Below are 23,612 nucleotides of genomic sequence, written 5' to 3' on the forward strand. Positions count from 1 at the left end.
TTAGTCACCTCCCACACGTGATGTTTCAGCGCCAGTTCCACGCGGGTTGTCCGTTTCGTACTTCTCCGTGTCAAGGTCGTCAGGAGCCGGCTCGACGGCGACACGGACATCGTAGAACGACATTGTCTGGCCGACTTCGCTGACCTCGTTGTGCGTGAGGTCGTTGTGGTGACCCTTGAGGTAGTCACGCGACCACCATCCCTGGTCAGTGTTTACCAGCCCCGGCTGGAATGCCTCGTTGTATTTTGCCTTCACAATCATCTCGCCGCGGTCGTTGTACACGCGGACGTACTCGCCGTCCTCGATACCACGAGCTTTCGCATCCGATGGATGGATGTCCAGCTGCGGCTCGGGGTTGACCTCGCGCACCCAGTTCACCATCTCGTACTGTGAGTGGATGCGGAACCGACTGTGCTTCTGCATGAACATCAGCGGGTACTCGTCGGCCTTTTCGTAGTCGTCGGCTGTCCGGTCTTCGAGCGGCCGTGGGACGTCGAACGTCACGCCCTCCTCGCTCGGGGCGTCATCGTCGTACATTTTGATGCGCCCCGTGTCGGTGGGGAACTCGTCGGTGTACTTGACGATGGGAACGTCCTGCTTCTTTTGAGTCCCCTGCTCGAACAGCGTCTCGAAATCGATGGCGTCGTCCCGGCTGGCGAGTTCCCGAAGCATCTCGCGTTTCGTCTCCGGGAAGTAGTCGCCGAAGCCGAGTCGTTCCGCGAGCCCGCGAACCGCGTAGTAGTCGTCTCTGGCCTCCCACATCGGTTCTTGCACCTTGTGTCGGTACCCGAGGTGTGGATGGGACCCCCAGCCAGAAGTGATGTCCTCCTGTTCGAACCAGTGTGGGGCCGGGAGGATGATGTCCGCGTGCTGGACCGTATCCGTGTGGTGCATATCCGCGACCACGTACATTTCAAGGCTCCTGATGGCCTTTCTGAACCGCTGGCGGTCCGGGAACTGGTTCCCCATCATGTTCGACTCGATAGAGTAGACAGCCCTGACCTTGTGCGGGTCACCGTCGATCATCGCGTCCGGGTATTCGGGGAAGAACAGCGACGGTCCGGGGTCGGCGTCCTCCGGAGTGCCCCAGCCACCGGTACTGAGCGACGCACCGCCGGCATGGTGCGCGTGGATGTTTCCGTGCCGACCGTAGTCACCGGTCAGCCCCATCAGCATCGCATAGGTCTGGCCGAAGACGTGCCCGTGTTTGTACCGCCCGATCGCGTAACTCGGGGCGATGCCACCGGGGCCACGAGTCGCCAGCCATCGGACTGCAGTGCGGATGTTCTCCGCGTCGACGCCGGTCTTCTCCGCGACTTTCGATGGGGCGTAGTCAGCGACGTGGTCCCGGAGTCTGGTCAGCGCTGTCTCACATTCGATGCCGTCGACAGTGAACTCCCCAAAGAGGGCATACGGGCCGTCGGTCTCAGGTTCGAGTTCGACCGGCGTGTTGCTCCCCTGCTCGACGGCGACAACCTGGTCATCGCTGCCGTCGTCGAAGACGGTGCTCGATTTGAGCAGGTCACCAGTGTCTTTCCGGACCAGCGCCGGACCGGTCGTCCGCTTCCGAAGGAACTGTTCGTCGTACGTCTCGTCTTCGAAGACGGTGTGCATCATCGCAAGGGCGAGATGCACGTCTTTCCCGGGCTTGACCGGGAGCCACAGGTCGGCTTTCGACGCTGTCGTCGTATATACCGGGTCCACCACGACAAGCTTCGCGCCGCTCTCGACGGCATCGAGAACCTTTGAGGCGTCCATCTGGAACTGACTGGAGAAGATGTCCGACCCCCAGACGATGATGGTGTTCGCGTTCTCCCAGTCCTCGGCCTCGTTCGTCGGTGGCAGGAAGAAGCCGGTCCCAGTGACCCGGTTGAATCCGCGACCGACGTTGGCGTCGATTCCCCATGCAGACTGGGTTGAGCCGAATAGAGAGGCCAGGCGGCTGAACGCCTTGCCGGTCTGGCCGTAGTTCCCCGACCCCTCATGGAAGAGGACGCTCTCTGCGCCGTGGTCTGTTTTCAACGACTGCATCTTGTCGGCGACGAGGTCGAGCGCCTCGTCCCACGAGACGCGCTCGAACTCGGCATCCGGACCGCGGCCGTCGGGATTGGGGTCGTCGGGCGACCAGTCGGTGCGCTTCATCGGGTATTTCAGTCTCGTCGGGTCGTACACGCGCTGGGTGTGTGAGAGCCCGAGCACACAGGCCCGCTTGTACTGCTCATCTTCCGGCGGGTGTGGCTCGACCTTTCTCACCTGTCCGTCACGGACGTGGACATCGATGGGACACTTCCCGCGACAGTTCGGCGAACAGACGGTCTGGATGACGTCATTTTGCCCGACGTAGTTCTCGATACCCGTGTTGTGCTTTGACGCCGCCGTGTGGTCCCCGCGTTCGGCCAGTCCCTGAAGGAACTCACCGCCGCCGAGACCAAGGGCAGCAGCCGCTCCCCCGGCTTTCAGTACATCACGCCGATACAGCCCATCGTTGTCAGTCATCGTCGAATCCCTCAGGTTTGGTCGGTCGCTCGTCTGCACCGAACTCCGCCAGCACCGCCTCGTGGTACTTTTCGTGGAATTCGGCGTCGCTCAGCTCCCCATTTGAGACGCGGATCGCGTCACGAGCCATCCGTAGCCCCAGATCAGTATCGTACTCGACGCCGTCGAGCATCGCTGTTGCTTCATCTTCCCACTCCTCAATCGGCGTCAATCTCGGTTGCTGTGGGTTATTCATGGCTCTAGTTGTCGATTGCTCTCGGAACTCGGTAGGAAACGCGCTGTATTATGAAGGGGTTTAAATACAGGTGAGAACCGCGCCACTCAGCTTGAACCCACGGTGTAGCCGATAGGCCGATGGCGTGTCGAGAAGCTAGACTGCCGACCGAAACGCGGTTTCACCCATGGAACGGCCTGTTCGCGTTTGTCTCGGTCGCTACAACGCCGGCGTCGATGCTACCGCCAGTACGTCCTGACCGAAAAAATGAGGTTACGGGTCGAAGGCGGCCGTCGCGAGTTTCGATTCAACGGCGTTCAGGCGCTGAGAGAGCGCAGATTTCGAGATACCGAGTGTCGATGCGAGGTCGTCGAGAGTCGTCTGTCTGGGCTGCTGGTAGTAGCCTTCGTCGACCGCGATTATCGCTGCTTCCCGTTGTTTTGTCGTGAGACAGGCGAGGTCGACAGTCGCAGGGTCCGACTCTGTCTTGTTGTCCTGCCGGGATGTCAGCCGTCGCAGGCGCACTCGTTCAGCCGCTGGTTGCAACTGCTCGACCAGCTCGCTGATGACGCTCCGGTCTGAGACGTACGTCTCGATAAAAAGTGAGTCACCGTCTACGCGCCGGGTTCGTGGTACACACCCGACCTCGCTAAACGCCAGACAGAGACAGGCGTCCCCGACCTGATTTGTCGAATGCAGGACCCGCGGGGTACCAGTTTCATCAGAGACGGTCATCTCCGCGTGACAGACTCCGTCGTCGATCTGGTTATGAACGTTCTCGATGTCTGCATCCGGATCCGAAAGTGGACACGAACAGTCATCGGGCAGTTCAATTTCAAACAGAACCTCAATGGTCCGTTCGGAAGCGGTGCCCGTTGTTGTCCCTGTGAGCCCGCTTTCGGATTGGTCCATTCTGTCTGTTCATCTCCGACGTTCAGTTAAATACGTTTTGTCGATTCTCATCGTAACCGACAGACATCGGCAGGTTTGTCCAGAACGTTCATAGAGAATAGCTTCCTGACGTCACGACGGCTCCGAATATGAACTGTGCCACGTCGTGTCTCAGATAGACGGCGTCGGGGCCATGTTCACATGTTGGTGTCACCAGAGACACAAGATAAATGCCGCCTCCGCCTGATACATCGACAATGGTCCTCTCGGACGTTTTGCTTGCCCCCCTGGGACTGGCCGCCCTCCTCCTTACGGTGCCGATCGTCGTGCTGTATCTCATTCGACCGGACCCGCAGGAACTCACGCTGCCGACGTTCCAGTTTCTCGTCGCCGGAGAACGCCAGCAGTCAGCGACGCCGTTTCTCGAACGGATCTCACGGAGCCTGCTGCTGCTGTTGCAGGTGCTGGTCGTGCTGGTGCTCGCGGTCGGACTGGCGACACCGTACGTCACCGTCTCCGAGCGGGCGACAGTAGCGGAGACGGTCATCGTCGTCGACACGAGCGCGTCAATGCAGACCGACGCTGACGGCCAGACGCGCTTCCAGCAGGCCGTCGCGGCCGCCCGAGATGAGGTGACTGGGACAACCTCTGTCGTCACGACGACCAACGGTGGCGAGGTGGTACTCCAGCGTGGCACGCCGACAGCGGCCCAAGGAACGCTGGACGGACTCAGTCCGACGGATGCGCCGGGAGCGCTCAGCGGCGCTATCTCGCAGGCAGCCTCGCTCGCCGGCGAGAACGCCAGAGTCGTCGTCCTGAGCGATTTCGCGGGCGAGGAGTGGACGACCGCGGTCACGACGGCTCGCGGGCGCGGGCTCTCCGTCGACCTCCAGCAGTTCGACGGTGGGGGCGACGGGAACGTCGGCTTCATCGACCGGCGGTTCTCCGGCTCGGCGGTGACGCTGTCGGTGAAAAACTACGGCGACTCGACCGTGACCCGGACCGTCCGGCTCGGGAACGCCCGGCAAGAGCTCCAGCTCGGGCCCGACGACGTGGGTTCGGTGACGCTCCCGGTCCCGGCCAGTGGGAGTGAGGCCCGGCTTAGCCCAGGCGACAGTTTCCCAACGGATGACAGCGTTTACGTCGCCGCACCGGCGGACGCGGCCGTCGACGTGCTGGTGCTGACAAACGACCGGAACCGGTACCTGACCACCGCGCTGTCGGTCGTTGACCGGGTGAACGTGACAGTCAGGCAGCCGCCGACAACGATTCAGGGCGACTACGACATCATCCTGTACAGCAACGTCGACAGGAGTTCGTTGCTCCCCGGGAACGTCGAAACCGGGCGCGAACTGGTCGAAGACGGTGGCGGCGTGGCGGTGCTGGCACAGGACAACCTCCCGCAGCGGTACCGGGACCTCCTCCTCATCGAACCCGGCGAGACCAAGGCGGGCGCGACGGTGGGCCAGACAGCACAGACACAGCTCACCCGCGGCATCGACTTCCAGCCTCCCGAGGAGTACGTTTCGGGCTCGCTGCGCTCCGGGTCGGCCCAGGTACAACTGAGCGACGGGACGCCGCTCATTGCGACCGAGGACCGGAACGGTGGCCGCCTCATGTACTACGGCTACATCGAGGACCGGTCCAGCTTCAAGTTCAATTACCAGTACCCCGTGTTCTGGAAGCGGGCAGTGTACTACCTCGCGGACAGGGAACCGCTCCCGGCGCTGAACCACGAGACCGGCGAGACCGTCCGGTTCGGAAACACCACTGTCGAGGGGCCGGCTGGCCCTGTCTCCGGGAATTCGGTCCCGCTCCAGCGTGCCGGCCTCTACCGGAGCCAGAGCCGGCAGGTGAGTGCGTCGCTGCTGGACGAAAGCGAGTCAAACACCAATGTCGAAGCACTCGACCAGCGCTCCGGGACGGCCGGGAACCTCACCCGGACCGAACGGCGGTCGGTGCCACAGCCGTTGACCGAGTACGTCGCGCTAGGCGGGCTGGTACTCGCACTGGCCGAGGTCGGCTATCTCCGCCGGCGGGGTGACCTCTGATGGCGGTCTCCTACACCCTCACAGAAGGACTCACCGTTGGTGTCGAGCAGCTGTGGCCGCTGCTGGCCCTGCCAGTCGCCGTCGGGCTCCTCGCATATCTCATCCGGCGTGGCGAGGGCGGGACGCGGTCGGCCTCGAACCGGAGCCGCCGACTCCTGCTTGCCAGCCGCGTGCTCATCGTCTGCCTGCTCGTGCTCGGTGCGATGGAGCCGTACACCGTCCAGACCCGGGAGACACCGGGCGAGCCGGGCGTGACACTGCTGACAGACGACTCCGCGAGCATGGGCATCTATCCGAACACGACCGACGCGCTGGTACGGGATATCGAGGACGAGGGCGTCCCGGTGACGCGGGCGACGATCGGTAGCGGGTCGAACTCGCGGCTCGGCGACGGCGTAGCGGCAAACCTCCAGGAAAACGGGACGGTCGTCGTCGTCTCCGACGGTCGTGTCACGGAGGGACGAAGCCTTGCAACGGCTGCCGAGGACGCCGCCGGGCTCAACGCGACCGTCCACAGCGTCACTCCCCAGTCGCCACGAACAGAGCGAGCCGTGACGATAGCCGGGCCGTCGACGGTGAGTCGCGGCGTCCGGTCGCAGTACACCGTCTCGATGGAGGGCGTGAGCGTCCTCGAACCAGTGCCCGTGGAGGTGACCATCGACGGAGAAACGGTCACCGAGGGCGAACTCCGGCCGGACGGGACGCTCACCGTCGACCACACGTTCGAGGCGCTCGGGTCACACCGGGTGACCGCGACGCTGTCCGGCGACGACGAGTACGCGCGAAACGACGTGTTCTACAAGAGCGTCCGCGTCGTCGAACAGCCCGACGTGCTGTACGTCTCACAGGGAGAGTACCCGCTGCGGAACTACCTCGACTCGCTGTACAACGTCTCGACGGCCTCGTCAGTCCCGGCGGACCTCGATGACTACGCCGCCGTCGTCATGCAAGACACGCCGTCGGGCAATATGGGGAACACCACTGCCCTGCAGGACTTCGTCATCAACGGCGGCGGGCTGGTCGTCGCGGGCGGCGACAACGCCTACGAGAACGGCGGTTACGAGACGTCGCCGGTGGCCTCGATGCTCCCGGTCCGGGTGGGGAACGCGACCGGCGGCGAGTCGAACATTGTCATCCTCGTCGACGTGTCCGGCAGCGCTGAGAGCGGCCTCTCGGTACAGAAAGCTGTCGCGCTTGACGTGCTCGACCAGCTCGGCGACGAGAATCAGGTGGGTGTCGTTGCGTTCAACCAGAACGCGTACCGCGTCTCGGAGATGCAAGCGCTCGGTCAGAACCGGGCAGAGACTGCCGATAAGATACGGCGGCTTGAAAGCGGCGGCGCGACGGACATCGCCGTCGGACTTCAGGGCGCTGACGAACTGCTGGACGACCGCGAGGGGACGATCATCCTCCTCAGTGACGGGCAGGACCGGCTCGGCCCGCCGGCGGCCGTTGCCAACCAACTGGGCCGCGAGGGGACCCGCGTCGTCTCGGTCGGCGTCGGCAAGCGCGTCGGCGTCGCGACGATGCGCCAGATCGCCAGCGAGTCCGGCGGCTCGTACTTTGCGGCCGACGAGACCGAGCGCCTGCGGCTCCTCTTTGGCGGCTCCTCGCGGCGCTACCAGGGCGAAAACCTCACCATCGTCACGGAGGACACGTTCATCACCGCCGGCGTCGAGCTGACGGCCAATCCCGGCCAGGCGAACAACGTCCAAGTCAAGCCCGGAGCGGACTATCAGGTCGCCACCGCGGACGGGAAGCCGGCCATCGCCTCCTGGCGGTTTGGGCTGGGCCGCGTGGTCTCTATTACCGCCTACGATTCGGATAACACGATGGGCGGCCTGCTCGACCGACCGGACTCGCTAGTCGTCACGAAATCGGTCAACTACGCGGTGGGTGACCCCATGCGCACACAAACCGGCGTCACAGCGGTCGGCGATGCCCGCGTGGGACGGCCAACGACGCTGACCTACCAGGGCGATAGCCGCCCGGACGCGGCAAACATCTCCTTCCGTCAGGTCGGCGACGGCCGGTATCGCGGCGAGTTTACGCCCAGAGAAGCGGGGTATCAGGCGGCGCTCGACACTGAATATGCGGCGAACTACCCCGTCGAGTACGCTTCCTTCGGCCCAAGTGACAGCCTCGATGCGCTCGTCGAAACGACCGGCGGACAGACTTTCACCCCAGACCAGGGCGAACAGATAGCCAGTGAGGCACGCCAGAAGTCCACCCGGGTCCGCACCGTTCAGGACACCTGGGACTGGGTCGCCCTGCTCGGCGCGCTCCTGCTGTTCACCGGCGAGGTGGTCGCCCGGCGTGTTCAAGTGTACCGCGGTCGCACCTCTCTGGAGAGTGGGCTCCCGTGAGCGCAATCGGTCGCCGGATCAACCTCGGACTCGTGGTGTTCGTCGCCCTCTCGATGGTTGGCACCGGCGGAACGACGGTGCTGTACCAAGACTCAGCCAGCGACCTGCGCTCGCAGAATCAGGAGCTTCGCCAGCAAAACGCCGAACTCCGGGAGAATCTAGACGACACCAGAAATGACTTGGAATCTACCCAGACCCGCGTTGACGAACTCGAAGACCAACTGGAGACGCGGTCGGAGGACGTCGATCAGGTCGCGACCAATCTGAATCAGACAGAAGAACAGTTGAACGCCACAGAGAGCCAGTTAGCAGAGACTCGGCAGTCGCTCCGGGATAGCGAGGACCGCGTCGAAGAACTAGAGGGGACGGTCGATGACCTGCAGGATGAGCGCGACACGCTCCAAAACGAGGTTGACGACCTTGAGTCGACGATCGATGATCTGGAGAGCGAAAACGAGGATCTAGAGGACGAGCGTGCCGAACTGGAGGACCAGGTGTCAGACCTGCAGGACGACATCGACAGTCTGGAATCACGGATAAGTACGCTCGAAGACGATATTGAGGAGCTTGAAAACCAGAACCAAGAGCTGCGAGACGATATCGAGACGCTCTGTAGCCAGCCGGAGAACCAGGAGAAAGCTACCTGCGAGGGCTACTGATGGACAAACCAGATACAAACATCGGAGAGAACGGCGGTGAGGAGCCGCCTGAAAGCGAACGGGCACAAGCACGCGAACGGATGGCCGCCGCCATCGCCGAGGTGAGACGCGAGGGAAAGAAGGCGGCGTTCGTCTACGCCATCGTTGACGCGGTGTTGCTCTTTCTTCTGGTGAACATCCTCCTGACTGTCCTCTCGCCGGCCGAACTCCCGACACAGGTGTCGGTTCCGGCGGCGGTGACGGACCCGGTTGAGGCGGCTGTCGGCCGCTCGGTACCTGCGCTGTCGTTCCCGACAGGCGCAGTCGTTGGCATCGCCATCGGAGTGTGCTGGCTCATCGGCGAGTATCTGTACCGAGTCCGTCAACCGCTCGTCGAGCAGTTCGAGGCGGCGAACGCGAACGTCACCGACGCGCTCCGAACGGCGCGGGATACGGTGGAAGACGAGGCCGAGACACGGATGGCGGCCCGGCTCTACGAGGATGTCCTCGATGGGCTGAAACAGAGTTCAAGCGTCGCGCTCGTCGACAGCCGGCGACTGCTCGGGACGCTTGTTGTCGTTATCCTGCTGAGTCTGGCGACAGTGCAGGTAGCCGTCGTGGACATCGGCCTGCTCGACCGCGACCCGGTCGAGACGGAGTCACCAAACGACCGGCCAAGCCAGTACGAGGGGCTCGAAGACGGCGACGCGATACTCGGCGACAGCGAGGACGTACAGGCGGGCGACGAGAACCTCACCGCCGAGATTGACTCGACGGGCGGCGACGAAGAAATCGACCGGAGTCAGTCGTTCCCGTCGTCGGACACCGAGGGGCCGGGGAGCGGCAGTGGGACAGTCGACAGCCAGCAGGCCGGGTTCGCCGGTCAGGAAGACGTCGAGGATGCGGACCTCATCCGCGAGTACAATCTCAGGATTCGAGATCAGGACACAGACGACGAGGACACCGACCCATGAGCCCAGAGCAAGACATCGACGAACTACAGCAGAAGATCGCGAACGCACGTGAACAGATCAGCACGCGGATCGTCGGTCAGGAGGCAGTACTGGAGCAACTGCTCATCTGTATCCTGGCCGACGGCAACGCCCTGCTCGAATCGAACCCAGGGCTTGGGAAGACGACGATGGTCCGGACCGTCGCGGAGGTGACCGACCTCCAATTCTCCCGGATTCAGAACACCCCGGACCTGATGCCGTCCGATATCACTGGGACCGAGATTATCCGCGAGACCGACAGCGGCCGCGAGTTCGTCTTCGAGAAAGGGCCGGTGTTCGCCAACGTCGTACTGGCCGACGAGATCAACCGGGCAACGCCGAAGACACAGGCCGCCCTGCTGGAAGCGATGCAGGAGAAACAGGTGACCGCCGCGGGCGAGACCTACGAACTGCCGCGCCCGTTCTTTATCCTGGCCACCCAGAACCCGATTGACCAGTCGGGGACCTACGCGCTTCCGGAGGCCCAGACCGACCGCTTCATGCTGAAGCTGCTGGTCGATTATCCGGACTACGACGAGGAACGGACTATCGTCGACATGTACACCGCTGGGGCAGAACAGGTCCCCGTTGAGCGGTCGCTGACCCGCTCAGAAATTCAGGCGATACAGCAACTGGTCCGTGAGATGCCTATCGCAGACGACCTGCGCGACCGGGCAGTCCAGCTCGTCCGCCGGACGCGCGAGGCCGACGACATCGAGTTCGGTGCCAGCCCGCGGGCGAGCATGGCACTCGTCCAGACGGCGAAGGCCCGGGCGTTCCTCCACGGCCGTTCGCACGTCACCGGCGAGGACATTGAGGCGCTGGCAGCCCCCGTGCTCCGCCACCGGATTATCGTTGACTTCCGGGCCGAGCGGGAGGGTCGAACGGCGGACGACCTCATCGCAGCCCTGCTGGAATGAGCGACTCAGTGACCGCGGTTCAGCGGGCGGCACAGCAAGAATGGGAGGGACAGTCGTGACTATCGAACCGGACTTTCTGGACGAACTCGGCCGGTTCACCGCCGCGCTGAACCGCCAGACGACCTCGATTCGGCAGGGCGACCAGCAGTCCCCGCGGGTCGGCGAGGGGCTCACGTTCAGCGATTACCGGCGGTACTCGCCGGGGGACGACACGCGACGGATCGACTGGAAGCTGTTTGCCCGCACAGAAGAGTACTTCATCAAGCAATACGAGGAAGAGCGGAGCCTGACCGTCCACCTGCTCGTCGACACGAGCGCGTCGATGGACTACGGCGACGCGACGAGTCACAAGTTCGAGTACGCCGCCAAGCTCGGGCTCGGCTTCGCCTACCTTACCGCGGAGGAAAACAACGACTTCCAGTTCTGCACGTTCCGCGACCGTGTGAACCGGATCGATACCGGCCAGTCGAACCGCGGCGAACTCCTCTCGCTCATCGACCAGTTGAACGAGATGACGCCCGGCGGGACGGCCGATTTCGAATCCGCGCTGGAAGCGTACGCCGAACGCATTCGGTCGCGCTCGCTCGTCGTCGTCTTCAGCGACTGTCTGGCCGACCCGGAGGCACTCGAATCCGGTATCGCCGCGCTCGCACGCAACGACGCCGACGTGTTGCTGGTCCGCGTGGTCGCGCCAGCGGAACGGGACCCTGGCGTCGTCGGTGACGTGCTGTTTGCCGACCCCGAGAGCGACGAGACACGCCGATCGTATTTCAGCGGCTCGCTGGCAGAGACGTACCAGTCGCGGCTCGACGCCCACATCGATTCGGTGTCAAACCGCGTTACGGCACTCGGTGCAGACCACGTACTGATCAATACCGGCGAAGACTACTTCGACTCGTTTGCGAGCATCTGGCTACAGTAGCAAAGCGGCAGCAAGGTCGGCTTACTCTGCGAGGATGTGTGCCGGCAGGTCGTCGCGGATGATCGTATCGCAGTACTCACAGCGGACACCGTCGTCGCCGACGGCAAAGCGCGAGTCGACGGGTTCGTTCTCGGTCGTGATGCAGTTGTGGTTCGGGCATTCGAGGACACCCTCGACGACCGACGGGCGCTCGACGCGGCCTTTTTCGACAACCTCGTAGTCGCGAATGATGTTGATCGTCGCCGCAGGGGCAATGAGCGAGAGCACGTCGACCTCGTTCTGTGAGAGTTCGCGGCCCTCAACCTTGACCACATCCTTGTGACCCAGGCGGTCCGAGGGCATATTCATCGCGACGGAGACGGAGTCGCCACTGGTGCCGTCAATGCCGAGAATCGCCAGGACGTTTAGCGCCTGTCCGCCCGCGATGTGGTCGATGACGGTGCCGTTCTGGATCTTCGAAACGCGGAGTTGCTGGTCGTTGTCGCTCATTGGTCGCCTCCGAGCATCAGGTCAAGCAGCGCCATCCGTACGGGAACACCGTTGTGGGCCTGCTGGAAGTACTGTGCGTGGGTGGTCTCGTCGACGTCGTGAGCGATCTCGTCAACGCGTGGGAGCGGATGCATCACGGTCAGGTCGTCTTTGGCCGCCGCAAGCGTGTCGCCGTCGATCTGGTACTGGCCGGCGACTTCGCGGTACTCGCTCTCGTCGGGGAACCGCTCGGCCTGGATGCGGGTCACGTAGAGCACGTCCAGTTCCGGGAGTATGTCGTCAAGTTCGGTGTGTTCGCGGATGCCTGCGCCGGCCTCGTGGAGGTCGTAGCGAACCGACCGCGGAAGCTGGAGCGACTCCGGGCTAATGAAGTGCTGGCTGGCGTCGACGGTCGTGAGTGCGTGGGCCAGCGAGTGGACGGTTCGTCCGTACTTCAGGTCGCCCATGATGCCGATAGTCAAGTCGTCGAAGCCGGCGTTTTCACGGATCGTGTAGAGGTCGAGCAGCGTCTGTGTCGGGTGCTGACCGGCCCCGTCGCCGGCGTTGACGAGCGGCACGTCGACGAACTCGCTCGCCATCTTCGCGGAACCCTCCATCGGGTGCCGGAGCACGAGCGCGTCGGTGTACCCCTCGACGACGCGGACAGTGTCAGCCAGTGACTCGCCTTTTTTCACGCTTGAGGACTCGACAGAGCCCATGTCGACGATGTCGCCGCCGAGGCGTTTCATCGCCGTTGTGAAGCTCATCTTCGTCCGGGTGCTCGGCTCGAAAAAGAGGAGGCCAAGCAGCGTGTCGCTGTGCCGGTCCGCGAACGCTCCCGGGTCAGCCGCGATGTCAGCCGCGTGGTCGAGCACCGTCTCGATGTCGCCCCGCGAGAGTTGTTTCGCGCTGATGATGTGGTCGTGCCGCATTTCACTCGATACCGCGCTCCGGACGCTCTTGAATCCCCCGACACGGGAATTGAACGGTCACTTACATCGTCAGGTTCGGCTTCGGGAACATCGTCGCTGGGTTCGAAAGCAAGGCCAGAGAGAGCCTAGCGGCCAAAATAACACAACGAGGCGACTCGTCAGGGGTTGCTCTGCCAGACATCGACGCGGGGCTCGGTGTACGCCTTGCCGACGATGTCCGGGACGCCGTCACCGTCGAGGTCGACGACCTTCGCCTCGTGGGTGGGGATGCCGGTGTTCAGTTCCTTCTGCTCAAAATTCCCCGCGCCGTCGTTGTGGAACACGAGCTGTCGCGGTTCGTGTCCGTCCTCTAGACCCATTTCTGCGACGAAGATATCGGGATTACCGTTACCGTCGAAGTCCGCCACGTCGAGGCTGTGCGGGTTCGAAAGGTCGTCGTGCAGCAGGGTCAGGTCCCACTCGGGTGGGTCGAACACGCCCAGCCTGGCCGGGCGGTCGTCGAGATACGGTTCGTCACCCTCGACGAGGATTATCTCTAGGTCGCCGTCGCCGTCAACGTCCTTGATAGCGACGCGAGTACACTGCCAGTCCTCGGCGATTGGCTCCCGGTCCCATCCGTCGGCCGTCCGGTGGAAGACGTTGGGGCCGGCGACGATTTCGACCGCACCGTCCCCGTCAATGTCCTCGACAGCGACGCCCTCAACATCGAGGTCCTCGGCGACGACGTGTCGGTTGGCCACCGGCCACGGTTCTCGCGTCGGGTCCGCAGGAATATCGTAGTAGAACACTGTCTTTGACTCCTGGGACAGCCCAACGACCTCGTTCTGTCCATCGCCGTCCACGTCCGCCACAGCGGTGTCGTGATATTTCTCGAAATCGTCGGTGATGAGCCGGCGCGTCCACTGCTTCCGTGGGTTGTCCGGTATCTCGAACCACCACAGTTTGTGCTGGTGGATGTTCTGGCCGGCGACCATATCCGGTCGGCCGTTCCCCGTGATGTCACCAAGCGAGCCACCGACGGATAGTTCCGGTGCGCTGGCAACGTCGTGGCGCTCCCAGCCGGGGTTTTCGTACCAGAACACGTTCGTCTGGAGCCAGCGGGCCAGCGGCCCCATACCGAATACGGACAGCAAGTCGACTGACTTGTCGACGAGTGGGAACTGGACCTCGTGCGTGTCGCCGAGCGCCCCGACGATGACGTCCGGTCGGCCGTTCCCCGTGAGGTCGGTTGTAAGACAGAAGCTCATCGTACTCGCCGGCGGCGAGGCTTCGATGCGCTCGTGGTGTAGGTTCATGTCCCAGCCCTTCGGGTACATCGGTATTGTTATAGCCGGGCTAACACCGGCCGACAGCGGCCACAACCTGAAACTGCGCCCGACAATGGAACCCAGCGCGTAAGGGTAGGCAACAGCCAACCGACGTAAGTCAGACCTTCCGGCCCAGTTTTGCGGTCACTGTTTGTGATTCATAGTACGAGGATTCAAAACCGATAGGCAGTCCACCCTCACTATGCTCGCAATCGCTGGCGGCAAGGGTGGCTGTGGCAAAACGACCATCGCCCTCGGGCTCGGTCAGGCACTGGGAACGCCCACCCGGCGGTCGCTAGTCGTGGACACCGACCGCGACATGCCGAACCTCCACCGTCGCGCTGGCGTCGCTCCGACACCCGGAATCGCTGATATCACAGCCTCGGCTGAGCCGACCGCAGTTGCCCAGCCCGCCACGACCGTCGAGAACGTCGACGTACTTCCCTGTCAGACCGCACCCGGAGCCGCTATCGACAATGCTATTGACAGTCTGTCTCGGTGTGATGGCCCTGTAGTACTCGACTGTCCAGCCGGCGCTGGCCCGGATGCCGCCCAGCCGCTACGGGCGGCCGACAGGACGGTGCTTGTGAGTGCACCAACCCGACAGAGCCTCACCGACACAGCCAAAACCGCGGCGATTGCCCGTGCGCTTGACGCGCCGCCCGCCCTCACAGTCCTCGTCGGCGGTGACGGGTCCGTGGACCCATCGGACCTGCTGTCCTGCTCGGGAACGGTTCACGTTCCATCGGTGTCGAGGCCGTTGGAATCGGACCGGGCGGTGGCAAAATACGTCGAGATGGCGAACGTTCTCGCCAAGCGGAATACTTAATCTCGTGGGTAAATAAGCTCTCAGTGGTATGGCCAACCGGTTGCGAACGGGCATCGATGTCCTCGACAGAAAGCTCGATGGTGGCATCCCTGCGGGGAGTATCGTCGTGCTCTCTGCCCAGCCGGCTAGCCAAGCGGAGCTGTTCCTCTACGAACTTACCGCCACGCGCGGGACGCTGTGGCTGTCGCTCGACCGGACCGCCGAATCAGTCATCGCGAGCATCGAACAGACGCCGGCCAATACCGGCGACCCGACGGTGCGGCACATCTCCGGCGAAGCGCCGCTTGACAACGCCGGCAAGCTCGTCTCGGCACTGCCGGAGACCTCAAACCTCATCGTCGACCCGCTCGACGTGCTGGAAGCCCAAGAGCCACACTCGCGCTTTCGCGCGTTCATGAACGACCTGCAGAACCATATCGTCAACACCGGGAGCCTCGCTATCGTCCACTGTCTCGACGGCCGTGACGTGCCACCGCTTCGAGATACGACCGAGCACTTCGCTGACGTGGTGTTCCAGCTTAACACCACAACGAACGGTGACGAGGTCGAAAACCGGCTCGCGATTCCGAAGTTCCGCGGCGGGCGCGCTCCCACTGATATCATCAAGCTCAATCTCGTCGAAGAGGTCAGCATCGATACGAGCCGCGACATCGCCTGATTCTATTCGCCGCCGGGCCGTGGCTCTCTGTCCGTCGAGCCGAACTCAGTGCCGACGAGTATCAACAAGAATAGTCCGAGACCAACGCCAACGCCTGCTGCCAATCCTGCGCCGGTGCTTCCAGTCAGCACGACCGTGCCGACGCCAAACGCGATTCCCGGCGGGAGCGCGAGCAGTGACGGGTACACCAGCGACACTCGCATGCGTAGTGATGACGTGTCGTGCGTATAACGGTTCTCCCGTATTGGCCGTCAGAAAGTGGCAGTTGCTAGCGCCTAGAACGGTAAAACCGCCCGCTACCGCTCGATACCGCAACCCCGTTCGCTGTCGCTCAGCACCGTAGAACCGCTCGGCGTGCTCGCGGCGAAGTTACTCTTCGGCGCCTTCGATCTCTTCGACGATCTCCTCGGCGTCAACGTCGGCGTCTTCCAGCGCGTCTTCGATGTCAGCACCGCCGGCACCGCCCATGCCGCCCATCATGCCGGGCATGCCCATGCCGCCGCCACCGATCTCTTCCTGCACGATGATGCGGTCAATATCGAGTAGCTGCGTGAGCTGCTGGGCGATCTGCTGTTTGCCCATCATCCACTGCTGGTTCATCGTCAGCTGCGGCGTCGCCTCGATGTAGAGCGTCTCCTTCTCGACTTCGACGGTTTCGTACTCGGGCTCGGACTCTTCGTCTTCATCCTCGTCCTCGCTCTCGACGAGCTGTTCTTCCTCGACGGTGTCAGTCTCGAACCACACGTCGAGTTCCATGTCGAGCATCATCTGGATGATGCCCTGTGCCTTCTCCTCGCGGTCCGTGACCTCTTCGAGGACTTCGTAGTCGTACTCGACGTCTTCACCGGCCAGCGGGTGGTTGAAGTCCACTCGCGCGCGGCCGCCGATGATGGTCTCGACGTGGCCGTGTTCGCCCTCGAGGTCGACGTGCGCGCCGGGGTAGCGGTCGTCCTCGGGGATCTTGTCCTTCGAAACCGTCCGGACCTCTTCCTCGTCGTACTCGCCGAAGGCGTCGGCAGCCGCAACGGTCACGTCACCCTCGTCGCCGACCTCCTTCCCGTAGATGTCCTGCTCGACATCCGGGAAGATGTGGTTCTCACCCAGCACGATGGTTCGCGGACCGAACTCCTGCTGTTCGGTATCAATACCGTCGTCCTCGGCGACTTCCTCGTCGGTCGTATCGACAAGCTGACCGCCGTCGACGGTGCGGGCAGTGTAGGCGAGCTTGACGACATCGCCCTTCTGGAGTCCCTCAGCCTGTTCTTCTTCGTCTGCGGTCTCCTCGTCTACGTCGGTCTCAGACTCGTTGCTCATACCCTGTTCGTCAGTCGTGGCACTCTTAAGGACAACGTTTCCCGGTCAGTAGCGGTCGAAGAACTTCGGAAGTGGTCGGCTAGTACTCGCTTTCGGCCAGCAGTCGGTCAAACTTCTCTCGGTCGATGTTCCGTCCCGAAATGGGAAGGACGACCGTCTCGCCCCGTAGTTCGTCACCAGCCTGAATCGCTGCGGCGACAGCCGTCGCACAGGCCCCTTCCATGACGATGCGGTCTGTTTCGAACAGGCGCGCCACGGCATCGGTAATGGCGTCTTCGGACACGAGTCGGAAATCGGCGAGTCCCGCCTGCAGGATTTCGGTCGGGAGCGCGAACGGAACCCGGGTTGCGACACCCTCGGCGATAGTGTCGACGCTGTCGAGGGCGTCCAGCGTCTCGTCCTGCCAAGCGCGGTACACCGCGGGCGCGCCCGCAGCCTGCACGCCGACGACATCGGCGTCGGTCATCGCCCCGAGCGTAGTGCAGTACCCGGCCGCGGCGGTGCCGCCGCCGACGGGGCAGAACACACGGTCGACGTCGGGGCGCTCGTCAAGGATTTCGAGCCCCGCCGTGCCGACGCCGGCGAGCAGCTTCGGTTCGTTGCCCGAGTGGACGTAGCGCGCCTCGCGCTGGGTCGCCAAGTCCTCGATGTGTTCGCGGGCCTCGTCGTAGTCCTCGCCGTACTGGATGACTTCTGCGCCGAGTTGCTCCAGCGCGCCGACCTTTCCGGCGTTGGCTTCTTCGGGGACGCCGATAGTAACGGGTACGTCGAACTCACGCCCGGCCCAGGCGATAGACTGGCCGTGGTTTCCCGTGCTCGCGGCGAGCAGTCCGGCGTCGTGGAACTCCTCGTCGAGGGACGCGACGAGGTTCACCCCGCCGCGGACTTTGAACGCGCCGGTCGGGAGCGTATCTTCTCGCTTGAGCAAGACATCCGCGTCGAGGGCTTCGGAGAGGGCTTCGCTTCGGACCAGGGGCGTCTCCGGGAGGTGCTGTCGGATGCGTTGCCGGGCGCGAGCGACCGTTGCAACTGTCGGCGGCGTCAGGTCGTGGTACGGAAAGAGGGTCGTCTCGTCCGGGGAGTCGATCGGTTCGTAGCGACCGGCCATACTACTACCCGGGAGGGCGGACACAGTAAAGGGCGCGGTCGACGGGAGTGTTTTTCAGCGGCCCGGCCCAGCCACACAGTATGTACGAAGTCGAGGTGAAAGTGCCGGCGGATATCGAGGCTGTCGCGGAGCGACTCGACGAGCTCGGAGCCGAACAGGTCGATACGGTGATACAGACGGACACGTACTACGATGCGCCCCACCGGGATTTCGCCGAGACAGACGAGGCGTTCCGGGTCCGCCGTGAAACAAGAAAAGGGGTAACGAACGCGAAAGTCACCTACAAGGGGCCACTCCTCGAAGCGGAGTCGAAGAGCCGAGAAGAGTTCGAAACGGGCGTCGAGAACGGCGACCACATCGACGCTATCGTCCAGCACCTCGGCTTCGAGCCCGCGGCGACGGTCCGGAAGAACCGCCGAGTCTACGAGGTCCGAGAGTACGATGTCACTCTCGACGCTGTCGACGATGTCGGCGAGTTCGTCGAAGTCGAGCGCGAAACCGACGGCGATATCGAACCCGTTCGAGAAGGAGCCTACGAGGTGCTTCGGGACCTCAGTCTGAACCCCAACGACCAGCAACGGACCTCCTATCTCGGGATGCTACTTAGCGATGCGAACGAGTAATCATTCCGCTGTTATCTGTTCCCGTAAGTTATAGAACCCGGCCAGACGAAGTCGAGTCAATGACTGAGCGGAACATCCACGTCCAACCTGCAAGCGGACTCGCAGTCGAAGATCAGGACATCGAAGTCGTAGAGCGCAAGGGTATCGGCCATCCGGACACCATCTGTGACGGCATCGCAGAGACGGTTTCACGTGCACTGGCACAGACGTACATCGACCGGTTCGGCACAGTCTTGCACTATAACACAGACGAGACACAGCTCGTCGCCGGCACTGCCGCCCCTGCGTACGGCGGCGGCGAAGTGCTTGAGCCGATCTACATTCTGGTCGTCGGTCGAGCGACGAAGAAGTTCGACGGCGAGCGTATCCCGGCTGAAAGCATCGCCCTCCGGGCCGCACGCGACTACCTCGACGAGCAGTTCCCCCACCTCGATCTCGGCTCCGACGTCATCGTTGACGTTCAGTTCGGCGAAGGGTCAGGCGACCTCCAGACCGTGTTCGGTGAGGAAGCAGCAATTCCGATGGCAAACGATACCAGCTACGGTGTCGGCCACGCCCCGCTAACGGAAACCGAACAGATCGTCCGCAACACCGAGCAGAAATTGACCGGCGAGTACGCCGAGTCCAACCCAGTCGTCGGCCAAGACGTGAAGGTGATGGGCAAGCGCGAGGGCGACCACATCGACGTGACTGTGGCCGTTGCGATGGTCGACGAACACGTCCCGGACCTCGATGCGTACAAAACTGCCGTTTCGGACGTGCGAGCGTTCGTTACTGACCTCGCCGAAGAGTACACCGACCGAGACGTAACGGTCCACGTCAACACGGCCGACGATTACGACGCCGAGTCCATCTATCTCACCACCACCGGGACAAGCGCCGAGCAAGGCGATGACGGCTCTGTCGGGCGCGGGAACCGCGCGAACGGCCTCATCACGCCGAACCGCCCGATGAGCATGGAAGCGACATCTGGCAAGAACCCAGTCAACCACATCGGGAAGATCTACAATCTCCTTTCGACAGAAATCGCACAGTCCGTCGCAAATGAAGTCGATGGCATCCGACAGGTCCAGATGCGCCTGCTCTCACAGATCGGGTCGCCGATTGACGAGCCCCACGTTGCTGACGCGACGGTCGTCACCGAAGACGGCGTTGCGGTCGGCGATGTCGAAGCAGACATTCAGGCCACAATTGACGACGAACTGGCCGATGTGACCGACATCACGCGGCAGGTCATTGAGGGCGACCTCTCCACGTTCTGAGACGGCGAGGCGACACCCCTTTACTCACTGCTAGTCAACTCGCTGGCATGCATCCGCCAGACGCCGACAGCGTGCTCGTCCGCCACGGCGAACTCGGCGTCAAGAGCAACCAAGTCCGTCGAAAGATGGAGCAGCAACTGGCGGACAATCTCCGCGCGATGCTCGACGTGCGCGACCTGTCAGGAGGCATTGAACAGCGACGGAACCGGCTGTTCATCCATACTGACCAGCCAGAGAGTGTGGCCGCAGCCGCGGCCGACACGTTCGGCGTCACCTCCGCCTCGGCGGTCACGACCGTCGATCCGACGTTGTCTGCAATCAAAACGGCACTGGCCGCGACCGCACGAGAACAGCACGACGGCGGCACTTTCGCTGTCAACGCTCGCCGGGCAGGGCCAGCAGACGCACACCCCTTTTCGAGTACGGACATCGAATCCGATGGCGGGACCGCCGTCTGGGAGGCAATTGAAGAACTGGGCAGCGAGCCCGCCGTCGACCTCAACGACCCCGATTTCGAACTGTTCGTCGAGTGTCGCGCCGACGAGGCGTACGTCTTCTGTGAGAAACGTTCGGGCCCGGGCGGACTCCCACTCGGGACCCAGCGGCCCGTCGTTGCCCTCATCAGCGGTGGTATCGACTCGCCGGTCGCCGCCTGGAAGCTCATGAAACGCGGCGCACCCGTGATTCCAGTCTACGTCGACCTCGGTGACTACGGCGGCCCCGACCACCGGGCACGAGCCGTTTCGACCGTCAAAACACTCGCCTCGTACGCACCCGGGCACGACCTGTCCGTCAACGTCGTTGAGGCCGGTGACGTCGTCACCGACCTCTCTCAAAATCTCGGGTCGCTCCGAATGCTCGTTCTCCGCCGGTTCATGCTCGCAGTCGCTGAGGCTATCGCGCACGACTACGACGCTGTCGGCATCGTCACCGGCGAAGCTATTGGGCAGAAATCCAGCCAGACGAGCGCGAACATCGCAGTCACCGATGCCGCAACCACACTCCCCGTGTACCGACCGAACCTCACCGTCGACAAGTCCGAGATAACCGATCATGCGCGAACCATCGAGACCTTTGAGGATTCGACAATCGACACCGGTTGCAACCGCGTCGCGCCATCACATCCGGAAACCAATGCCTCGCTAGAGGCGGTTCGGGTAGCCGAACCCGACGACCTGTTCGAGCGCGCCGAAGCCTGCGCCCAGGACCGTACTGTCGTCCCCATCGAAAGCTAAATTTCCGGGGCGGGCCAGGGTTGAGCCATGACGCAGGTCTGTCTCGTCGGGAGCGACGACGTGAATCTTCGATACGAACTCCTCTCTCGCGAGACCGCACGGAACGCACTCGCCACCTACGACCTGCAGGAACCGTTTGCGAATACCGTCGCCGTCGACACCGTGAGCCTCGGGGCGGCGGTGGCGCTGCTCAACGACCTGAACTGGTATCTCGTTCGCTTCGCTGACGCCGCGTTCGTTCGTGATCCGTCAATTAGTGAGACGGAATGGCTCTCTCGAAACCTCGCCGCAGCGATACGAGACGACGACATCGCGCCCGAAGAGACCGGGCGCTTTCTCAAGGTGTACGGCATCGTCGACCCGGACAGGACCAGCGACGCTGACGATGAAGGCCCGACGGAAGGAGAGTCAACGCCCGACACGCAGTCGGTGGAAGCCGACGGCCCACCGGAACTGGTCGAGCCGATGCTCCTGACACGGACTGGCGACACGATTCCCGACTACGACCTCCAAGATGTGGACGAAACGCTCATCGTTAGAGTGACCGAGTCGGAGTTCGGGGCCTGAGTCGGGTCACGCTGCGCGCAAGACAGACCGTTTTCAGTCGAACATTCCGGTCGACATGTATCGCTCACCACTGTCCCAGTAGACTGTGACGACGAGCGGGTCGTCAACACCGTCCCTGATGAGTTGCTCAGCAAACTCTCTTGCCGCGAGGTTCGACGCACCAGAGGACTGGCCGACGAGGATTCCCTCCTCGTGGGCGAGGCGGCGGCACTCGTCTTCCGCGTCCGGGAGTTCGACCGTCATCACGTCGTCCAGCAGATCGGTGTCTAAGTTGTCGCTGACGAATCCCGGCCCCATTCCCTGAAAGCTATCCTCGCCAGTGCCCGGTTCCATCCCCGAAAGCACAGCGTTGTCCGCCGGCTCGACCGCGACGATGTCCATCCCAGGAAACGCGTCCTGCAGTCGACGGCCGGTGCCGGTGAGTGTCCCGCCGGTGCCGACACCGGCCACCAGCGCGTCGACAGTCCGGTCGCCCACCTGTTCAAGTATTTCCTCGCCCGTCGTCTCGTAGTGCGCTGTCGGGTTCGCCGGGTTCTCGAACTGCCGGAGTTGGACGTAGTCATCGCGCTCGCATAGCTCGTTTGCGCGCTCTTTCGCGTCGGAGATATCACCCTCGACAAGTTCGATCTCCGCGCCGTACGCCTTCATTATCTGCCGGCGCTCCGGCGACTTCGAGGACGGCATCACTAGCACCACGTCGTACCCCTTCGTTGCCCCGACCATCGCCATCCCAATGCCGGTGTTCCCACTCGTCGGCTCGACAAGCGTATCATCCGGTTGGAGCGAGCCGTTTCGTTCGGCGTCGTCAATCATGTACTTCGCCGGCCGGTCCTTCGCGGACCCACCGGGATTGAACGACTCGATCTTCGCTGCAACGGTTGCCCCCTCCGGTGCGCGAACCGAGACCAGTGGGGACCCGATTGTATCGAGAATAGAGTCTTTCATCGCCGCCGGCTACGCGGCCCCGACTTAAACGCCTACTGAAGGTCTCAAACGGTTCGTGGACTTCCGAGACGCGGCAGTCCTTTCCGGCGTCGACACCGTCTCACGTGAACATATTTATGTCGTCGACCGGCAGCACCGAGTAATCGACTGACAGCGTGTCTTTCGTGGCTCGGACCTTACCGACGAACGCAGAGATGTCCTCTAACTGGCCCTCCAGCACAAATAGTTCCATACAGTACCGGTCGCCGACGTGGCTGTGGAAGTTCGACGCGACGATGGACTCGTGGTCGTGGCGGAGATGCATCATTTTCTCCTCGACGGTTGTCGTCTCGTAGTCGAACAACACAGTGACGACCGCCATCAGTTCGCGGTCTTCCAGCCGCTTGTCCTCAAACTCTCCCATCAGATTCCGGACTGCTTCTCGAACGACTTCGCTGCGACCCGTGTACCCATGTTCGTCGGCGAACGTGTCGATTCGCTCCTCCAGCTCGTCCGGCATCGAGATACTTACAACGCCCATATATTAACTGAGCGCCGTTAGAGTATTAATAGTTCATATCTCTCCGCACAGACTGGCATTCCTTCGGATAGCGCTGCCGCTTCGTCTCTCAAGCTACGGCGACTGGCTTGTCGATTTGATGTGAGTCTGTTTAAATACAGAAAGCCCACTCGGGAGAGATGCCTCTCCTGAGTGGGCTATGAAAGGTATGAATGGTGGCGGCGAACCGCGTTTCCCAGAGGCTCGCGCACTCCAGTACTCCCCGGAACGCTGGTGGGCTTATCTTCCGTGTTCGGGATGGGTACGGGAGGCAACCCCACCGCTGTGGCCGCCTAACGTCGAGTCACGGAATCGAACCGCGATAGTACCAGTCTC

The 23,612-nt window shown here is 62.8% G+C and carries 23 protein-coding genes and 1 rRNA gene; 12 read left to right on the top strand and 12 right to left on the bottom strand.

The window, feature by feature from the left end; translation table 11 throughout:
* From RR_RS09385 to RR_RS09395, 3 genes are all read right to left on the bottom strand, one after another.
* A complete protein-coding gene (locus RR_RS09385; protein ID WP_011223504.1) occupies positions 1-2,496 on the bottom strand; it encodes a molybdopterin-dependent oxidoreductase in 2,496 nt (831 codons plus the stop codon).
* On the bottom strand, positions 2,489-2,731 hold the full coding sequence (locus RR_RS09390) for a 4Fe-4S ferredoxin N-terminal domain-containing protein (protein ID WP_007190086.1): 243 nt from the start codon (positions 2,729-2,731) through the stop codon (positions 2,489-2,491). Before RR_RS09390 ends, RR_RS09385 begins: the two co-directional genes overlap by 8 nt.
* Before the next feature lie 252 nt (positions 2,732-2,983).
* Positions 2,984-3,622, bottom strand: coding sequence for a helix-turn-helix domain-containing protein (locus RR_RS09395; RefSeq protein ID WP_004960719.1), 639 nt, complete (start codon positions 3,620-3,622; stop codon positions 2,984-2,986).
* Between the two features lie 236 nt (positions 3,623-3,858).
* Here RR_RS09395 and RR_RS09400 point away from each other — a divergent pair, with 236 nt between their 5' ends.
* Genes RR_RS09400 through RR_RS09425 form a run of 6 tightly spaced genes read left to right on the top strand, consistent with a single transcriptional unit; the run spans position 3,859 to position 11,490 of the window.
* Positions 3,859-5,652: a vWA domain-containing protein gene (locus RR_RS09400; RefSeq protein ID WP_049938865.1), complete on the top strand. Its 1,794-nt coding sequence runs from the start codon at positions 3,859-3,861 to the stop codon at positions 5,650-5,652.
* Positions 5,652-8,018: a VWA domain-containing protein gene (locus RR_RS09405; RefSeq protein WP_011223506.1), complete on the top strand. Its 2,367-nt coding sequence runs from the start codon at positions 5,652-5,654 to the stop codon at positions 8,016-8,018. The genes RR_RS09400 and RR_RS09405 overlap by 1 nt, the downstream gene beginning before the upstream one ends.
* Positions 8,015-8,677, top strand: a complete 663-nt coding sequence (locus RR_RS09410; protein WP_004960708.1) for a DUF1664 domain-containing protein — start codon at positions 8,015-8,017, stop codon at positions 8,675-8,677. Before RR_RS09405 ends, RR_RS09410 begins: the two co-directional genes overlap by 4 nt.
* Positions 8,677-9,630: a DUF7502 family protein gene (locus RR_RS09415; protein WP_011223508.1), complete on the top strand. Its 954-nt coding sequence runs from the start codon at positions 8,677-8,679 to the stop codon at positions 9,628-9,630. The genes RR_RS09410 and RR_RS09415 overlap by 1 nt, the downstream gene beginning before the upstream one ends.
* Positions 9,627-10,568: an AAA family ATPase gene (locus tag RR_RS09420; RefSeq protein ID WP_004960702.1), complete on the top strand. Its 942-nt coding sequence runs from the start codon at positions 9,627-9,629 to the stop codon at positions 10,566-10,568. Before RR_RS09415 ends, RR_RS09420 begins: the two co-directional genes overlap by 4 nt.
* A gap of 55 nt (positions 10,569-10,623) precedes the next feature.
* Positions 10,624-11,490, top strand: coding sequence for a DUF58 domain-containing protein (locus RR_RS09425; protein WP_049939149.1), 867 nt, complete (start codon positions 10,624-10,626; stop codon positions 11,488-11,490).
* Between the two features lie 21 nt (positions 11,491-11,511).
* Here RR_RS09425 and pyrI read toward each other — a convergent pair whose 3' ends face one another.
* The 3 genes from pyrI to RR_RS09440 form a co-directional block, all read right to left on the bottom strand.
* The gene (pyrI, locus tag RR_RS09430; protein WP_004960695.1) at positions 11,512-11,979 is read right to left on the bottom strand and encodes an aspartate carbamoyltransferase regulatory subunit; all 468 of its coding nucleotides are present in this window, start codon (positions 11,977-11,979) and stop codon (positions 11,512-11,514) included.
* Positions 11,976-12,890 (bottom strand): aspartate carbamoyltransferase, encoded by a 915-nt coding sequence (gene pyrB / locus RR_RS09435; RefSeq protein ID WP_004960692.1) that lies wholly within the window; start codon positions 12,888-12,890, stop codon positions 11,976-11,978. Before pyrB ends, pyrI begins: the two co-directional genes overlap by 4 nt.
* A gap of 158 nt (positions 12,891-13,048) precedes the next feature.
* Positions 13,049-14,206, bottom strand: a complete 1,158-nt coding sequence (locus RR_RS09440) for an FG-GAP repeat domain-containing protein (RefSeq protein ID WP_004960690.1) — start codon at positions 14,204-14,206, stop codon at positions 13,049-13,051.
* Between the two features lie 193 nt (positions 14,207-14,399).
* Here RR_RS09440 and RR_RS09445 point away from each other — a divergent pair, with 193 nt between their 5' ends.
* Positions 14,400-15,026 carry a MinD/ParA family ATP-binding protein gene (locus RR_RS09445; RefSeq protein ID WP_004960687.1) on the top strand — a complete coding sequence of 209 codons (627 nt, stop codon included), beginning with the start codon at positions 14,400-14,402 and terminating at the stop codon, positions 15,024-15,026.
* 28 nt (positions 15,027-15,054) lie between these two features.
* On the top strand, positions 15,055-15,684 hold the full coding sequence (locus RR_RS09450) for an RAD55 family ATPase (RefSeq protein ID WP_004960685.1): 630 nt from the start codon (positions 15,055-15,057) through the stop codon (positions 15,682-15,684).
* A gap of 2 nt (positions 15,685-15,686) precedes the next feature.
* On the opposite strand, the gene RR_RS09455 is transcribed toward RR_RS09450, so the two are convergent.
* The 3 genes from RR_RS09455 to RR_RS09465 form a co-directional block, all read right to left on the bottom strand.
* Positions 15,687-15,887: a hypothetical protein gene (locus RR_RS09455; protein WP_004960683.1), complete on the bottom strand. Its 201-nt coding sequence runs from the start codon at positions 15,885-15,887 to the stop codon at positions 15,687-15,689.
* A gap of 166 nt (positions 15,888-16,053) precedes the next feature.
* Complete coding sequence (locus RR_RS09460; protein ID WP_011223510.1) at positions 16,054-16,998, bottom strand: FKBP-type peptidyl-prolyl cis-trans isomerase; 945 nt, start codon at positions 16,996-16,998, stop codon at positions 16,054-16,056.
* Positions 16,999-17,077: 79 nt separating this feature from the next.
* Positions 17,078-18,106 carry a threonine ammonia-lyase gene (locus RR_RS09465; RefSeq protein WP_011223511.1) on the bottom strand — a complete coding sequence of 343 codons (1,029 nt, stop codon included), beginning with the start codon at positions 18,104-18,106 and terminating at the stop codon, positions 17,078-17,080.
* A gap of 80 nt (positions 18,107-18,186) precedes the next feature.
* On the opposite strand from RR_RS09465, the gene cyaB reads away from it, so the two are divergent.
* Genes cyaB through RR_RS09485 form a run of 4 tightly spaced genes read left to right on the top strand, consistent with a single transcriptional unit; the run spans position 18,187 to position 21,793 of the window.
* Positions 18,187-18,729 (top strand): class IV adenylate cyclase, encoded by a 543-nt coding sequence (cyaB, locus tag RR_RS09470; RefSeq protein ID WP_004960674.1) that lies wholly within the window; start codon positions 18,187-18,189, stop codon positions 18,727-18,729.
* A gap of 59 nt (positions 18,730-18,788) precedes the next feature.
* Complete coding sequence (locus RR_RS09475; protein ID WP_011223512.1) at positions 18,789-19,991, top strand: methionine adenosyltransferase; 1,203 nt, start codon at positions 18,789-18,791, stop codon at positions 19,989-19,991.
* 47 nt (positions 19,992-20,038) lie between these two features.
* Positions 20,039-21,226 (top strand): tRNA sulfurtransferase, encoded by a 1,188-nt coding sequence (locus RR_RS09480; RefSeq protein WP_011223513.1) that lies wholly within the window; start codon positions 20,039-20,041, stop codon positions 21,224-21,226.
* Between the two features lie 27 nt (positions 21,227-21,253).
* On the top strand, positions 21,254-21,793 hold the full coding sequence (locus RR_RS09485) for a DUF5804 family protein (protein WP_007190076.1): 540 nt from the start codon (positions 21,254-21,256) through the stop codon (positions 21,791-21,793).
* Positions 21,794-21,826: 33 nt separating this feature from the next.
* On the opposite strand, the gene RR_RS09490 is transcribed toward RR_RS09485, so the two are convergent.
* From RR_RS09490 to rrf, 3 genes are all read right to left on the bottom strand, one after another.
* The gene (locus RR_RS09490) at positions 21,827-22,738 is read right to left on the bottom strand and encodes a PLP-dependent cysteine synthase family protein (RefSeq protein WP_011223514.1); all 912 of its coding nucleotides are present in this window, start codon (positions 22,736-22,738) and stop codon (positions 21,827-21,829) included.
* Between the two features lie 100 nt (positions 22,739-22,838).
* A complete protein-coding gene (locus RR_RS09495; protein WP_004960664.1) occupies positions 22,839-23,258 on the bottom strand; it encodes a CopG family ribbon-helix-helix protein in 420 nt (139 codons plus the stop codon).
* Between the two features lie 192 nt (positions 23,259-23,450).
* A 5S ribosomal RNA gene (rrf, locus tag RR_RS09500) occupies positions 23,451-23,573 on the bottom strand.
* Positions 23,574-23,612 lie beyond the last annotated feature (39 nt).

The sequence above is a fragment of the Haloarcula marismortui ATCC 43049 genome (assembly GCF_000011085.1).
GTDB classification, from domain to species: domain Archaea; phylum Halobacteriota; class Halobacteria; order Halobacteriales; family Haloarculaceae; genus Haloarcula; species Haloarcula marismortui.